Raw genomic sequence first — 15102 nt, 5'->3', positions numbered from 1 at the left:
ATTAGCAATAATGACCCGTTGACTCAAATAAAAAAGGGCGAATAAGCATATTGAGCAGATGGCCAGACCTAAAAACAGGCGGTTAAGCGTTGCATAAATACTCAAGTTTTTCATTGATTATCGTCCTTCTTGCCGCCGTCACCGTTGATATTATTTTTCCCTGATTCCTTTGCCCGATAGAGCAATTTATCCACCGCCGCGACAAAGGGAGCCAGTTTTTCTCCCTCCCATTCCTTTATCCCGGCGCTGAACGACACGGATGAAAGATTATCTCGCCATTTACGTGCGGCAAATGCATGCCTGAAGGTTTCCAGCGCGCGTTTAGCCTCTGCAAAAGGGAGCCCCTGGAAGAGGATTGCAAACTCTTCTCCGCCATAGCGATACACGCGTATGGCTTCGCTCTCGAGAGACTGAATCGCCATGGATGCGAAGACACGAAGCACATCATCCCCAATGAGATGACCATACGTATCGTTGATGAGCTTGAAGTTATCGATATCCACCATCGCCAGGGAAACAGGCGAATCAGGGCGCTTCAGTGCGTCATGGAGATCGCGGTCGAAGACGCGACGATTTAATAAGCCCGTCAGGCCATCCGTTTTCGCGCAGTTTTCCATCATCCCAAGCTCGTTGCTGCTCTTGCGGATCTGTTCTTCAAGCAGGTTATCCACGCTGCTGCTGTGGCCCTTGAGCTTGTTCAGGAGGTTGAAGTAGAAAATCTGTAGGATTTCGAGCGACCGCCACCAGCAAAACAGCAGAAACAGCAGCATCGTCAGAAGCGTGATCGCCGGCAAAACGCTTTCCCGGTAAAGCGTTTCCGCGAGGACTTTATCATCAACCGCCATGAGCACGGTCCAGTGCGGATCGCGCATTTTGCTATAGTAGAAGCGTTTTCCGTTGAGGGTTTGGCTTAGCACCCCGCGATTCCCCTCAAGGGCCGTGAAGGCTTGCTGTGGCAAGTTCTTCCAGCGTTTTTCGTCACCAATCACCAGGTTGCCGCGCTCGTCGAGGATATAGAGATCGGCCGGCATGGTATGGCGCATTTTTTCATAGAGAACGCCGAGCCTGAGCAGGTTGACGTCCATACCGATCACGGCGTAATAGCCGTTTTCGATAAAAAGCGCTCTGGACAAGGAGAAAACGCGCTGGCCCGTTTGCAGATCGCGATATCCTCCCGAATATTTCACGCTGGAGAGATCGTCGGTGGGGCGTACAAACCACGGCCTCCCGCCTGGCTTCAGGTCGGTTTCAAGCTCTAACGAGGGGACGGCTAAAAAGCGGCCCTTTGTATCCCCGATGTAGACTGACGAAACCGCAGGAATAAGCCCAAAGGCACCCATGAGATTTTCTCGCAGATGGATTTTCTCGTTAAAGAGGCTGTCAGGGTTCTTGCTTTTTTCGAGAAGCCTCGTCAGATTATTAAATTTCCTCTCAACGTACCGAATAATATACTCAATCTCATTTTTCTTATCTTCGGCTATCTGTAGTGAAATATTGTCATAAACTCTTTCTTGATTCTTCCACTGAAGAACGTTTGCAATTATGCCGCCCAGCGCAGTCGTTAGGATTACAATAAAGAACGTAATGTGAATCTCTTTGCGGAAATTATTTTTCCGCCTCGGGAATATGTTTTTCACTTCAACCACACTAGTTAACATTAAAATTACAAGTAAAAAACAGGTAACTCTTTAAAATAGGATTTATAAAGTAAGTCGGCGATTTTATATGTCTTTAAGGTATTTTTAAAGCAAAAATGATCGCCAATTCCGATCGATTATCGGGTATTGATAAGTCCTATCAATGAACCACAATCGATCGGCCTGCTCGATCTTGACAGGGGGTGATAATTAAATTTGTTAAGTTAAACGGTAAATTTAAGTCTTTTATATTAAAGCACTTTGTAAATTTACGGGGGGTTAAGGAAAACGGTATTATATTGCGCGCAGGGAGAGAAAAATCGCTTTTATGGCCCGGTGAGAGAATTAAAAACCTGACATAGGTTTCGCTTTATGGCATTGCAGAATATCTCATGCAGTCAATAACCTATTTGTAAATTCATCACCTCTTTCCCGGCCGAAAATTATTCTGCTTAATCGTTTGCGGTTATCGCTATTTCGGGGCGCGCGTGAAGCTGGACACAGTTGAACAGAAACACGACGCGCCCACGAGCGTTAACGCGGTGGGAATCGGAAACCGCTTACAGTGACTTCACAAACGCCAGCAGATCTTCGTTGAGCTGATCCTGATGGGTCAGCGCGAAGCCGTGCGGGGCGTTGTCGTACACCTTCAGCGTGGCGTTGTTGATCATCTCCGCCGCCAGCTTGCCGGTGGTTTCAAACGGTACGATCTGGTCATTGCTGCCGTGGATCACCAGCGTTGGCACATCGATTTTCGCCATATCCGGGCGGAAGTCGGTCTCGGCGAAGGCGGTCACGCAGTCGATGGTGCCCTTCAGGGACGCCAGCAGGGCGATGTTCAGCGTCTGCGTCAGGGCACCCGCGGAAACGGTCTGCCCGGCGTTGGTGCCGTAGAACGGCGTGGCAAAATCGCTGATGAACTGGGCACGATCTTTACGCAGTCCGTCGCGAATACCGTCGAACACGCTCTGATCCACCCCTTCCGGGTAGCTATCTGATTTGCCGAAAATCGGCGTTACCGCACCCAGCAGCGCAAGCCCGGCCACGCGTTCGCTGCCGTAGTTGTTGATGTAGCGCGTTACGTCGCCGCCGCCCATGGAGAAGCCCACCAGCGTCACGTCGCGCAGATCCAGGGTGGTAATCAGGTCGTTAATGTCAGACGCAAAGGTGTCGTAGTCGTAGCCGTTCCACGGCTGTTCGGAACGGCCAAACCCGCGACGGTCAAAGGCGATGGCGCGAAAGCCGCGCTCCGCCAGGTAGTTCAGTTGGCTGTCCCACATATCGCCGTCCAGCGGCCAGCCGTGACTGAAGAGGATCGGTTTGCCCGCGCCGCAGTCTTTGTAGTAAATCTGCGTGCCGTCTTTTGCCTTAAATAGTGCCATAGTGTATTCCTGTGCAGGTGATTGTTATGGTTATACCGGCGCGACCAGATAGCGAATTGCCGGTGATGTTGTGCCCTGATGAAAAGCCAGAACGCGGCTTTGCAACAGGAGGTCATTCATGGTGTGGCGTTCCTGCTGGCGCAAATGCTCGATCCAGGAACCCATCAGGAAAGTCTCGATAAACAGCCCCGGACGTTCGATATCCTCGTACACCGCCCAGCTCATCGCCCCGGCGCGGCGGCGCACCCGGCGTAGCTCGTGCACGGCCTGCAAAAACGCTTTCGCGTTCTGTGGGTCGATGATGTACTCGTGCGACACCAGCACCGGGCCGCGCTCGTTCGGGAGTTCAATCTCCACGCCGTCCAGCGGCTGCCCGCTCAGGTCGAGGTTTAAATCAGGATCTTTCTCCAGCTTCCAGCGGAACACCGTCGCGCTCGCCAGCACCATGCCCAGCGTGGCGATTACCAGCGAGGTCGGGGTGCCAAACTGCGAAGCGATCTGGCCCCAGACGGCGCTGCCTGCGGTCATCGAGCCGAAAAAGACCGTCAGATAAACCGCCAGCGCCCGGGCTTTTACCCAGCGGGCGGCGCTGCGCTGTGCGCCAAGGTTGAGGGTGGAAAGCACCGCAATCCACGCGAAGCCGGTAAAGAACTCAAACAGGTTCAGCAGCCAGACGTGGCGCACGAACGCCAGCGCCAGCATGGTGATTGCAAAGGTCAGGCTGGCGGCCACCATAAGGCGGTCGGCGTTCAGCCGCTGGCGCAGGCGCGGCAGCAGGATGGCCCCGGCAATCGCCCCCAGGCCAATGCACGCCAGCATCACGCCGTAGCCCGCCGGGCCTAAGCCCAGCTCGCGGCGCGCAACCAGCGGCAGTAACGCCCAGCCCGCGCTGCCGAAGACAAAAAAAGCCACGGTACGCACCAGCACGTTGCGCAGCACCGGGGCGGCGTGCACGTAACGGATGCCGGAGCGCACCGCAGAGAAGAAGTGCTCCGGCGGCAGGCGCTGCACGGACGGCGCCGGACGCCAGCGCCACAGCACCCACGCCACGCCCATTACGGAGAGCGCGTTCAGGGCAAACACCATCCACGGCCCGGCCAGCGACAGCAGAAAACCGCCCAGCGCGGGGCCAATCGCCCGGCTGATGTTGACCCCGAGCGAGTTAAGCGCCACGGCGGAACCCAGCTCGGGCTTGCTCACCAGGTCAGGCACAATCGCCTGGAACGGCGGCGAGCTCATGGCCGCGCCCACGCTCAGCAGAAACGTTGCCGCCAGCAGAACGGTGGGGGTGACATGTCCGGTAAAAGAGAGCACCGTCAGCCCGGCGGCGGCGATGAACACCCACAGCTGGGAGAAGAGCAGGTATTTACGCCGGTCGACAATGTCCGCCATCACCCCGGACGGCAGGGCGAAGAGGAACATCGGCAGGCTGCTGGCCGCCTGCACCAGCGCAATATCCAGCGGATCGGCGCTGAGCGTCAGCATGCTCCAGTTGATGCCGACGTCGCTCATCCATGAGCCGACGTTAGAGACCACCGTGGCGATCCACAGCATGCGGAACACCGGCTGGCTCAGCGGCTGCCACGGCGAAGCCGCCGGTGCGGGCGTCGTCTCGACGTGTGCGTCGCGAACGTCGTTAACCTGGGTCATGCGAACCTCTCCGTCGCCTTACGCTGCAACCGCCACTGGCCTGGCCCGGTGAGGGCGAGGGTGGTGAAGATAATCAGCAGCAGCCAGCCAAACTGCCCCTCGGCAATCGACCAGCCCGGGTGGACCACCAGCATCGCCACCAGCAGCACGGCGATAATTGGCAGGCACGCCAGGCGGGTATAGACGCCTGCAATGATAAACAGCGGGCAAATGACCTCGGCGACGATCGCCGGGATCAGGCTGGCATACGGCCCGAAGCCAAACGGATCTTCGATGCGCGTCAGCTCTTCGCTAAAGTGGAGCACCTTCGGCAGGCCGTGCACGTAAAGCAACAGCAGGCTGCCGGTCAGGCGCAGGAAAAACAGCCCCGGATCGATCCGGGGCGAAGCGTCATAATGTTTCATCAGAATGCAAAGCAGCTGCAACCCAGCGCCCCCCAGAAAGCGTTATCGTCGGATACCGGCATCTCTGACGTGCGGGCAAAATCATGCTGGTGGCTGTGAACCCCGCACGGGCCGCTACAGTGGTGAGCCACACTCATACCCACGCGTGCGGCCTGCGGCGGCGCGCTGCGGTAGTGGCCGGGCACTTTCACCACCGGGGACCACTCGGGCAGGACCGGAATGGCCGGCGGCGCGAGCGGGCCAAAGGAGCCTGCGGCATAGACGATATCGCCGTTCACCACGGTGAGGACGGACTCAATGCCCTTGATCTCCTCTTCCGGCACGCGGAAGTAGTCTTTGCTCAGCACCGCCAGATCCGCGAGCTGGCCCGTTTTGATCTGCCCCTTCTGATTCTGCTCGCTGGAGAACCACGCGCTGCCCTGGGTCCAGAGCATCAGGGCGGTATCGCGATCCAGACGGGCGCTGTGATCGTACATCTGCATCCCGCCAACGGTACGACCAGAGACCAGCCAGTAGAGCGCGGTCCACGGGTTGTAGCTCGCCACGCGGGTGGCGTCGGTGCCTAAGCCCACCGGCACGCCGGTCTCAAGCATTTTGGCCACCGGCGGCGTGTGGCGGGTGGCTTCAATGCCATAGCGCTCGGCAAAGTACTCGCCCTGGAAGGCCATGCGGTGCTGCACGGCAATGCCGCCGCCGAGCGCTTTGATGCGGTCGATATTGGCCTGCGATACGGTTTCGGCGTGATCGAAGAACCAGTGCAGCCCGTTGAACGGAATGTCGCGGTTCACCTTCTCGAACACGTCCAGCATACGGCTGATGGATTCGTTGTAGGTGGCGTGCAGGCGGAACGGCCAGCGGTGCTCCACCAGATGGCGCACCACGCGCTCCAGCTCGTCCTCCATGCCCGGCGCGAGATCCGGGCGCGGCTCGAGGAAATCTTCAAAATCGGCGGCGGAGAAGACCAGCATCTCGCCCGCGCCGTTGTGGCGGAAGAAGTCGCTGCCCTGGCCCGGCGTGAGCATGTCGGTCCATTTTTCAAAGTCTTCCAGCTCGTGGCCCGGACGCTGGGTAAACAGGTTATAGGCGATGCGGATGGTCATCTGCTTTTTCTCGTGCAGCTCGGCAATCACCTCGTAATCTTCCGGGTAATTCTGGAAGCCGCCGCCCGCGTCGATGGCGCTGGTCAGCCCCAGGCGGTTCAGCTCGCGCATAAACTGGCGCGTGGAGTTGACCTGCTGCTCCAGCGGCAGCTTCGGCCCTTTGGCGAGGGTTGAGTACAGGATCATGGCGTTCGGGCGGGCGATCAGCATCCCGGTCGGGTTGCCGTTGGCGTCGCGCTGGATCTCGCCGCCCGGCGGGTTCGGCGTATCCTTGGTATAGCCAACCACCTTCAGCGCGGCGCGGTTGAGCAGGGCGCGGTCGTACAGGTGCAGAATGAAGACCGGGGTATCCGGCGCGGCGTCGTTAATCTCATCCAGCGTCGGCATGCGGCGCTCGGCAAACTGAAACTCGCTCCAGCCGCCCACCACGCGTACCCACTGCGGCGACGGCGTGCGCAGGGCCTGCTCTTTCAGCATGCGCAGGGCATCAGCCAGCGACGGCACGCCTTCCCAGCGCAGCTCGAGGTTGTAGTTCAGCCCGCCGCGGATAAGGTGCAGGTGTGAGTCGTTCAGGCCGGGGATGGCGGTGTGGCCTTTCAAATCAACCACCTTAGTGCCGTCGCAGTGGTGTTGCATCACCTCGGCGACGGTACCCACTTCCAGAAATTTCCCGTCGCGCACGGCAACGGCCTCCGCGAGGGGATTCTCGCGATCGACGGTGTGAAACTGGCCGTTAACCAGAATGAGATCGGCTTTACCGAGGGTAACCATAATAGCTCCAGACTAAGAGGGGAATGGTCAGGATTATGGGAACCGGTTTCGGGAAAGATCCAGTTATACAATAGGATAGGTATACCAAAGTATAACTATACCTAAGGTTAACTATACGAAGAGATAATTACGCCCCGGCGGCGTGGGTCATAGGATGAATGCGATTTTATCGGCGTGCCTTTCGCGACGATTTTAACCTTTAACCTCACTGGATAATCTTATGACCACTTCAAAGCTCGAAGTCTTAACCCCTGCCAACTGTCAGATCATCTTCATCGACCACCAGCCGCAGATGGCGTTTGGCGTGCAGTCTATTGACCGCCAGGTGCTGAAAAACAACACCGTGGCGCTGGCGAAAGCGGCAAAAGTGTTCAACATCCCGACCATCATCACCACCGTTGAGACCGAAAGCTTCTCCGGCAACACCTATCCGGAGCTGCTGGACGTGTTCCCGGGCCAGGACATTCTGGAGCGTACCTCCATGAACTCCTGGGACGATCAGAAAGTGCGTGACGCGCTGAAGGCCAACGGCAAGAAGAAAGTGGTTGTCGCCGGTCTGTGGACCGAAGTGTGCAACAACAGCTTTGCCCTGTGCGCGATGCTGGAAGGCGACTACGAAATTTACATGGTGGCGGACGCGTCCGGCGGCACCTCCAAAGAGGCCCACGACTTCGCGATGCAGCGCATGATCCAGGCGGGCGTGATCCCGGTGACCTGGCAGCAGGTCATGCTGGAGTGGCAGCGTGACTGGGCGCACAAAGAGACCTACACCGCGGTGATGGATATCGTGCGCGAGCACTCCGGCGCGTACGGCATGGGCGTGGATTACGCCTACACCATGGTGCACAAAGCGCCGTCTCGCCAGAAGAGCGAGCACCGCACCTTAGCGCCGGTCCCGGCACGCTAAGCCTCGTCGGCGGGCTGGTCCCTCATCCGGCTCGCCGCGCCTTTTTCTCTGGAGTTCTCAATGAGTACAGGGTTGATATCCCTTGCGGCAGGCGTATTGATTGGCCTGATGTACGCCGTGCTGAAGGTGCGGTCCCCCGCGCCGCCCGCGCTGGCGCTGATTGGCCTGCTGGGCATGCTGGCAGGCGAACAGGCGATGCGTCATCTTTTATCCCGCGATAATCCGGCTGCCGTGCAGGTGACGGTTCCCCACGTTCAACACCCGACCGGAGCGTCATCATGAAGGCCTGGATTATTTCGCTGGTGTGCGGGGTCGTGGCTGGGGTACTTTACGCCCTGCTCGACGTACATTCCCCGGCGCCGCCGGTCGTCGCGCTGCTAGGCCTGTTCGGCATGCTGGTGGGTGAACAGCTGATCCCCATCGGGCGTCGTCTGGTGAGCCGCGAACCGCTGACCCTGGCCTGGTTTCGTCATGAATGCGTACCGAAAATCAGCGGTACTGCGCCCCCCGCGCCCGCGAAGGAAAGCCGCGACGCGTAACGATTTGTTTGAGGAAAGACAGCATGACGCTGCCGTGGCGCATTGCCATCATTGATGACGAACGCTCTGTTCGCAGCGGGCTCAGTAACCTGCTGCAATCGGAAGGGTATGCTACCGATACCTTCGATTCGGCAGAGGTGTTTTTAAGCCACCCTCTCGCCCTGTCCGGCGCGTCGCTGGTGATCGCCGACATCAAGCTGCGCGGCGGCATGAACGGCATTGAGCTGTTTGAAAAGCTGCGGTTGCTGGCCGCGCCGCCGCCGCCAATACTGTTTATCTCCGGCCATGCTGATGAAAATATGCAGCGGTATGCACTCAGTCTGGGCGCCGCTGCATTTTTGCGTAAGCCGATTAACATCGATATTCTGCTGGATCATATTCAGCGGGAGCTGACCCGCCGACAATAAGGATCGCGGATGAACGAACATACGTCGCCTGCATTTTGGCCCGCCCGGGGAAGTCTCCATGAAGGGCGGGCTTTTGTTCTGAAAGAGGATGTTATTTTTACCGTGCTGGCGCAGGAGGGCGGCATCTCCTGGATGAACGCGCGGCATCCCCAGTCCGGCGGTTCGTTCATTATTGCCACCGCGGTCAGCGATGAAGAAGAGGAGCGGGCAACCCGCCTGCTGAAAAACGAGTTTGCCCTGCGCGATCGGCTTCATGACGGCTGGGCCATCCGGCCCGTCGCCTCTACCCAGTACCGCGGACGTTTTGCGCTGGTCTACGCGCCGTTCTGCTTTGAACTGCTGGCGTGCCGGGCAGGTAAGGCGATTTCCGGGATCGCCCGCTTTATTGAGTTGGCAATCCGCATCTGCGGTCCCCTGCGCCAGATGCATTTGCACAACCTTGTCCACGGCGATATCAAACCCGGGTCGATCTTCGTTCACCATGACGCCACCTGCCGTCTGTGCAGCTTTGGCCTCGCCTGTGGCACCTCCGACGCGTTCTCCCAGACCCGGCTCGCCGCATCTGGCGGCACGCCCGCCTACATGTCACCGGAACACACCACCCGTACCCGGCGCGCCGTCGACAGCCGGAGCGATCTCTACAGCCTGGGTATCGTGTTGTATGAACTTCTGACCGGGCGATTACCGTTTGAACTGAGCGCGGATGACCAGACCAGCTGGGCGCATTACCACATTGCCTCTGAGCCGCTTGCGCCGGGCCGGGTGCGCCCGGATGTCCCCGGCATGCTGTCGACCATCATCCTTAAGCTGCTGGAGAAGAATCCGGAGAACCGCTATCAGACCGTCGACGGGCTGATTGCCGACCTCAGGCGCTGCCAGGCGACGCTGACCGTTGAAGGTGAAATTGTTGACTTTATTCCCGGCCAGCAGGATCGCTCTCCGGCGATCCATCTGGCCGATTCGCTTTTTTCCACTCATCCGCAGGCCAGCGACGTCATCGCCGCGTTTGAGCGGGTTAGCCAGAGCGGTGCGCCGGAACTGGTTACGATTGGCGGACCGTCGGGGATCGGCAAATCTTCCGTGATTGCCACCACGCTGAAATCACTGCAACAGCGCAAGGTGCTGCTGGCGGTGGGCAAGGTCGATCAATATTCACCCACGCTGCCCTACGGCGTGCTGAGTTCGGCGTTTCGGACGCTCACGCTGCACCTGCTCGGGCTGCCAGCCGGAGAGGTGGCGACGTGGAAAATCCGCCTGACGCGCGCGCTGGAAGGCTACGAAGAACTGGCCGTCAGCCTTGTGCCGGAGCTGAATTTACTCCTGGAGAACAAACCGCGTTTCTCAGCGGATACGTTTTCCATCGACGCGCGGGCGCGCTTCAGCCATATGGTGCTGGCGCTGGTGAAAACCTTCACCACCCAGGGCACGCCGCTGGTGCTGCTGCTGGATGATGTGCAGTGGATCGACATCGCCAGCCTGCAAACGCTCGATCACCTGCTGCGTACCTGCGGCGCCATTCCGCTGCTGGTGGTGGTGGCGCACCGCGATCTCAGTTCGCTTTCTGACCCCAGCTTGCAGACCGCGCTGACGAGCCTGCCGGAAGCGGCGCAGCACGCCACGACGATCGTTCCGCAGCCGCTGTCGGTGAAGGCCGTGGCGCGCTGGCTCGGAGGGATTTTTCATGCCCGCAGCGCCGGCACCACCGATCTCGCCACGCTGATCCATGAAAAAACCGGCGGCAACCCGCTGTTCGTGCAGGAATTTTTCCGCCGCGTCGTCGATGACGGGCTGGTAGTGCACAACAAATACCAGGGTAAATGGCATTACGATCTTAAGGCGATCCGCGCCCGGCACTACACCGAAAACGTGGTGACGCTGGTGCTGGAACAGCTCAAGGAGATGCCTGACGAAACGCGCCGTCTGCTGGGCAGCATCGCCTGCCTCGGCTGCACGGGCGAGCTGGAGATGCTGTGCCGCGTGGTGGGGCTGTCTGCGGCGGAAATTCGCTACGCGCTTCACCCGGCGGTGACCGCTCAGCTGATTGTGCTGACGGAAAAAGAGTACGCCTTTACCCACGATCGGGTGCAGGAAGCCGCCTTTGCCCTGCTGGATGAGGGCGAGAAAAGCCATCTGCACTTGACCACCGCCAGCCTGCTGGCGGACGCCGCGCGCCAGGCGGCTGGCAATGAGCTGCTGTTCCGCGCGGTTCACCACGTCAGCGCCGCGCTGGACTGCGTCCAGCCTGCGCCGCAGCGCCAGAGATTCCGTGAGCTGAGCCTCCAGGCCGCGCGGCGTGCGAAGCGTACCGGCGATTACCTTTCCGCCCTGAGCTATATCCAGACCGCCAGAGCGCTGGGGAATGCGGGTCCGGTATCGGACTTTATGCTCGATATCGAAGAGGCGGGCTGCGAGTTTGCGCTCGGGCACCTGGAGCGTACGCGGGCGCTGTGCGATACGATCCTTGGTTCACCGGGCGGGCTGACAGAGAAAGCACTGGCGGCCAACCTGCTGGCGGAAGTCTATATGCGCCAGTCGGAGATACGCCTGGCGCTGGAGGCCTCGTTGTGCTGGCTGGGCGTGTTCGGGATCCAGGTGAGCCGCTACCCGGAAAATGCCGATTGTGACGAGGCCTGGCAGCAGTTCTGTGAACGCATCGCCGACGCGCCACAGAACCCGTTTTCTCAGCTGACGCTGATGAAGAATGCAGAGACTGAAGCGGTAATGAACCTGCTTTACAGCGCCAGTATGTTCGCCAGCTTTACCTGCCCACGGCTGCACTTTTTACTCCTGTGCCGGATGATGCACCTCACGCTCGACCACGGCATTACCGGAGCATCCACCACGGCGATGGCCTGGTTTGGCGTGCTGATTGGCCACCGCTACGCCGAATACCGTCTCGGGTTTGAGTACGGCACGCTGGCTCGCGAGCTGGTAAACCGCCACGGCTATGATGCCTATGAAGCCAAAACCCTGCTGCCGCTCGACCAGCTCAGCGTCTGGACCCAGCCGCTGTCGTACACTATCGAGTGCGCGAAAGCCTGTTTTACCTCAGCGGTAACGCACGGCGACACGACGATGGCCTGCTTCGCAGCCTGTCATCAAATCATTAACTTCCTCTCCCGGGGCGATCATCTGGACGGCGTGCTGACCAGCATCGATCGCGGTCTGGCCTTCGTGCGTAAAACGGATTTCCAGGACATTGAAACCGTTCTGCACATTCAGCGCCGCTACGTGGAGTTTTTACGCACGCCGGTGACGGGCACCTGGAGCGCCGCCCAGGCGCTGCCTGACGATCTGCTGCCCGCACCGCCGGAGCAGGCGCCCGAGCAGACGTCGACCATGCTGTTCTGGTACTGGCTCTATCGCGGGATGGCGCACTTTACCTGCGGCGAATATGCCGACGCGCAGGCGGATTTAGAGATGGCGGGCTGGTATGCGTGGTCCGCGCCGGGCCATATCCATCTGCTGGATTACCATCTTTACAGCGCGCTGGCCCTCTCGCGCCAGCTTACGCCGGAGACCTTTTCGGCGGATTATCGCCGCAGCATTCATCACCATTATGACAAAATTGCCCTCTGGGCGCGCATCAATCCGGGCACGTTTGCCGATAAAGAGGCGCTGATTTACGCCGAAATCGTCCGTCTGGACGGCATGAACAGCATCGCGCTGGAGCAGTATGAAAAGGCGGTGCGCCTCTCGCGGGAGGGCGGGTTTAACCCGATCAATGCCCTGGCGCACGAGCTGGCGGGGCGTTTCTCGCTGGCCTGCGGCTACCCGACCGCCTCCGACGCCCATTTCCGCGGGTCGATTGCCGCCTGGGGCCGCGCTGGGGCGCAGGCCAAGGTGCGCCAGCTGGAGCAGGATTTCCCGCACCTGCTGGCCACCGCGCAAAGCCGGGCGTATGAGTCGGTGGCGTTCGCCCAGGACGAGGTGATCCGCGATTTACAGAGCGTCATCAAAGCCTCGCGCGCCCTGTCTGAAGAGATTAACCTCGAACGCTTAATCGAAAACCTGATGACGCTGCTGCTCGAACGGGCCGGGGCGCAGCGCGGCCTGCTGCTGCGCGTCAGCGATAATCATATACCGGAAATTGAAGCCAGCGCCTGGACCAGCACCGACGGCGTGCGGGTGCGCATCGTGAAAGAGTCACCGATGGCGACGGACATGCCGCTGTCGGTGCTGGCCGCGGTGATCCGCACCGGGCAGGAGATCCGCACCGGCAAGCCGGAGGCGTTCCACCCGTTCAGCCAGGATCCGTATCTGGTGACGTCCGGCGCTGCCGTGATGTGCGTGCCGATGTTCAAGCAGGCGCGGCTGGTGGGCGTGCTGTATCTGGAAAACCGCCTGATGCCGGAGGTGTTTACTGCCGAGCACTCGCGCGTGGTCAGCCTGCTGGGCGCGCAGGCGGCGGTTTCGCTGGAGACGGCGCGGCTTTACGCCGAGCTGCTGGCGGAAAACATCCACCGTCGGCGCGTGGAGAAAGAGCTGCGCGCCAGCCAGACGTCCCTCATGCTGGGCGAGCAGATCAGCCACACCGGCAGCTGGCGCTGGGAGCTGGTGCAGGATCTGATGTTTATCTCTGAAGAGTACGCCCGCATTCTCGGCCTGCCGGAACAGCAAAAAATGCTGTCAATGGCGGAGTTTTTGACCTACGTCCATGAGGACGACTATGGCCGGATTGGCGCCCTCGTTAATCAGAGCGTGCGCGACGGGCTGTCCATGCGCGCGGAGTTTCGCATTATCCGCACCGACGGCTCCGTGCGCTACATTCTGGGGATTGGCGATCCGGTGGGCGTCGGCAGCGAGGTGAACGAGTATTATGGCATCATCACCGACATCACCAGCCAGCGGGCGGCGGAGGATGCGATGCGGGTGGCGCAGGCGGATCTGGCGCGGGTGTCCCGGGCCACCACCGTCGGGCAACTGACCTCCTCGATCGCCCACGAGATCAACCAGCCGCTGATGTCGATTGTCTCGAACGCCGGGGCGAGCCTGCGCTGGCTTGGCCGCGATCCGGCGCGGCTCGACAAGGTGCGCGAGGGGCTGGAAGAGATCGCCGCCGAGGGCGAGCGGGCGGGGGAGATCATCCGCAGCATTCAGTCCTTGACCCGCAAGCAGGATCCCACGCTTACGCGCATCGATCTGCACTTCCTGATCCACCACATTATTATGCTTTCCCGCAGCGAGCTTGAGCTGCGACACATTAGCGTTGATTACCTTTTAAACGCTCACGACAGTTTTATCATTGGCGACAGCGTGCAGATCCAGCAGGTGCTGCTTAACCTGGTGATGAACGCGGTGGAAGCGATGGCGGAGATAAAAGATCGCCCGTGCAGCATCACGATCTCCACCGCGAACTGCATTGAAGGAAAGGTGATCTTCGAGATTGCCGATACCGGCAGCGGCATTGAACCGGAGCTTACCGAGCGGATCTTCGACTCGTTCTACTCCACCAAGGCGCAGGGAATGGGGATGGGGCTGACCATCAGCGCCAGCATCATTGAGCGGCACCGGGGAAAACTGAGCGCGCGCCGCAGGGAACCGCACGGCACGGTGTTTGCCTTCGCGCTGCCGCTTGCCGGCCCGGAGGCGTAAGGGTTATTCCACGGCCTGGCTTTGGGTCAGGCGCTCGACGGCCCTGACCAGCTCGGCCACGGAACGAACCTGCATTTTCTCCATCACCCGGCGGCGGTGCACTTTTACCGTTATCTCGCTGACGCCCAGCTCGGCGGCGATCTGCTTGTTGAGCTTGCCGATGATGGCAAGCTCAAGCACCTCACGCTCGCGCGGGGTGAGGGACATATGGCGCTGCTTCAGGGCGTAGTGCTCTTTGTTGCGCACGGCGTTGTTTTCCGCCAGCTGAAGGGCGGATTCAATGGCGTCGAGCAGCGCGCTCGATTCGACGGGCTTGGTGAGAAATTCATAAGCCCCGCCTTTAATGGCGCGCACCGACATGGGAATAGTGCCGTGCCCGGTGAGAAAGATAATCGGGATCTCGCGTCCGCTGTCTTTGAGCGCGTCCGCCACCTCAAAACCCGAGATGGCGGGCATTTGCATGTCGAGGATCACGCAGGAGGGCAAATCGTCAAAGGGGTGCTGAAGGAAGGCTTCTGCCGAGGAAAAGCCAAGGGCGCGTAAATCCGCGGATTCCAGCAGCCTGATAACGGACTGCCTGACTGCATCATCGTCATCAACCACATAAACTATGTGTTCCATTCACCGCCCCGGTGTGCGCTCAGTAAATCATTGAGAATAAAAACGGCCCCGAAATGAACGTAAGGGACTGTTTGCTATGCTCATTCATA

11 protein-coding genes are annotated in these 15102 nt (G+C 59.7%); 5 read left to right on the top strand and 6 right to left on the bottom strand.

Going from position 1 to position 15102, the window contains the following annotated elements:
• Positions 1–110: 110 nt before the first annotated feature.
• The 5 genes from A3466_RS12395 to A3466_RS12375 form a co-directional block, all read right to left on the bottom strand.
• Positions 111–1646 (bottom strand): GGDEF domain-containing protein, encoded by a 1536-nt coding sequence (locus A3466_RS12395; protein WP_165602753.1) that lies wholly within the window; start codon positions 1644–1646, stop codon positions 111–113.
• A 551-nt stretch (positions 1647–2197) separates the two neighbouring features.
• Positions 2198–3019 carry an alpha/beta fold hydrolase gene (locus A3466_RS12390; protein ID WP_063450790.1) on the bottom strand — a complete coding sequence of 274 codons (822 nt, stop codon included), beginning with the start codon at positions 3017–3019 and terminating at the stop codon, positions 2198–2200.
• Between the two features lie 30 nt (positions 3020–3049).
• Positions 3050–4669, bottom strand: a complete 1620-nt coding sequence (locus A3466_RS12385) for an MFS transporter (protein WP_063450789.1) — start codon at positions 4667–4669, stop codon at positions 3050–3052.
• Positions 4666–5073, bottom strand: coding sequence for a DoxX family protein (locus A3466_RS12380; RefSeq protein ID WP_063450788.1), 408 nt, complete (start codon positions 5071–5073; stop codon positions 4666–4668). Before A3466_RS12380 ends, A3466_RS12385 begins: the two co-directional genes overlap by 4 nt.
• Entirely contained in the window at positions 5073–6944 is a 1872-nt protein-coding gene (locus A3466_RS12375) for an amidohydrolase (RefSeq protein ID WP_063450787.1), read from the bottom strand. Before A3466_RS12375 ends, A3466_RS12380 begins: the two co-directional genes overlap by 1 nt.
• A 220-nt stretch (positions 6945–7164) precedes the next feature.
• On the opposite strand from A3466_RS12375, the gene A3466_RS12370 reads away from it, so the two are divergent.
• The 5 genes from A3466_RS12370 to A3466_RS12350 are packed head-to-tail and all read left to right on the top strand — an operon-like array spanning position 7165 to position 14392.
• Positions 7165–7851 (top strand): hydrolase, encoded by a 687-nt coding sequence (locus A3466_RS12370; RefSeq protein ID WP_023315321.1) that lies wholly within the window; start codon positions 7165–7167, stop codon positions 7849–7851.
• 60 nt (positions 7852–7911) lie between these two features.
• Positions 7912–8133 (top strand): DUF1427 family protein, encoded by a 222-nt coding sequence (locus tag A3466_RS12365; protein ID WP_003863054.1) that lies wholly within the window; start codon positions 7912–7914, stop codon positions 8131–8133.
• Positions 8130–8390 carry a XapX domain-containing protein gene (locus A3466_RS12360; protein WP_063450786.1) on the top strand — a complete coding sequence of 87 codons (261 nt, stop codon included), beginning with the start codon at positions 8130–8132 and terminating at the stop codon, positions 8388–8390. The genes A3466_RS12365 and A3466_RS12360 overlap by 4 nt, the downstream gene beginning before the upstream one ends.
• Before the next feature lie 23 nt (positions 8391–8413).
• Positions 8414–8797, top strand: a complete 384-nt coding sequence (locus tag A3466_RS12355; RefSeq protein ID WP_063450785.1) for a response regulator transcription factor — start codon at positions 8414–8416, stop codon at positions 8795–8797.
• Between the two features lie 9 nt (positions 8798–8806).
• The gene (locus tag A3466_RS12350; RefSeq protein WP_063450784.1) at positions 8807–14392 is read left to right on the top strand and encodes a trifunctional serine/threonine-protein kinase/ATP-binding protein/sensor histidine kinase; all 5586 of its coding nucleotides are present in this window, start codon (positions 8807–8809) and stop codon (positions 14390–14392) included.
• A gap of 3 nt (positions 14393–14395) precedes the next feature.
• Here A3466_RS12350 and A3466_RS12345 read toward each other — a convergent pair whose 3' ends face one another.
• The gene (locus tag A3466_RS12345; RefSeq protein ID WP_063450783.1) at positions 14396–15013 is read right to left on the bottom strand and encodes a response regulator transcription factor; all 618 of its coding nucleotides are present in this window, start codon (positions 15011–15013) and stop codon (positions 14396–14398) included.
• Positions 15014–15102 lie beyond the last annotated feature (89 nt).

Origin of the sequence: Enterobacter genomosp. S, from assembly GCF_001631805.1 — a bacterium.
Lineage (GTDB): Bacteria > Pseudomonadota > Gammaproteobacteria > Enterobacterales > Enterobacteriaceae > Enterobacter > Enterobacter quasihormaechei.
This window is presented reverse-complemented; position numbering and strand designations above follow the sequence as displayed.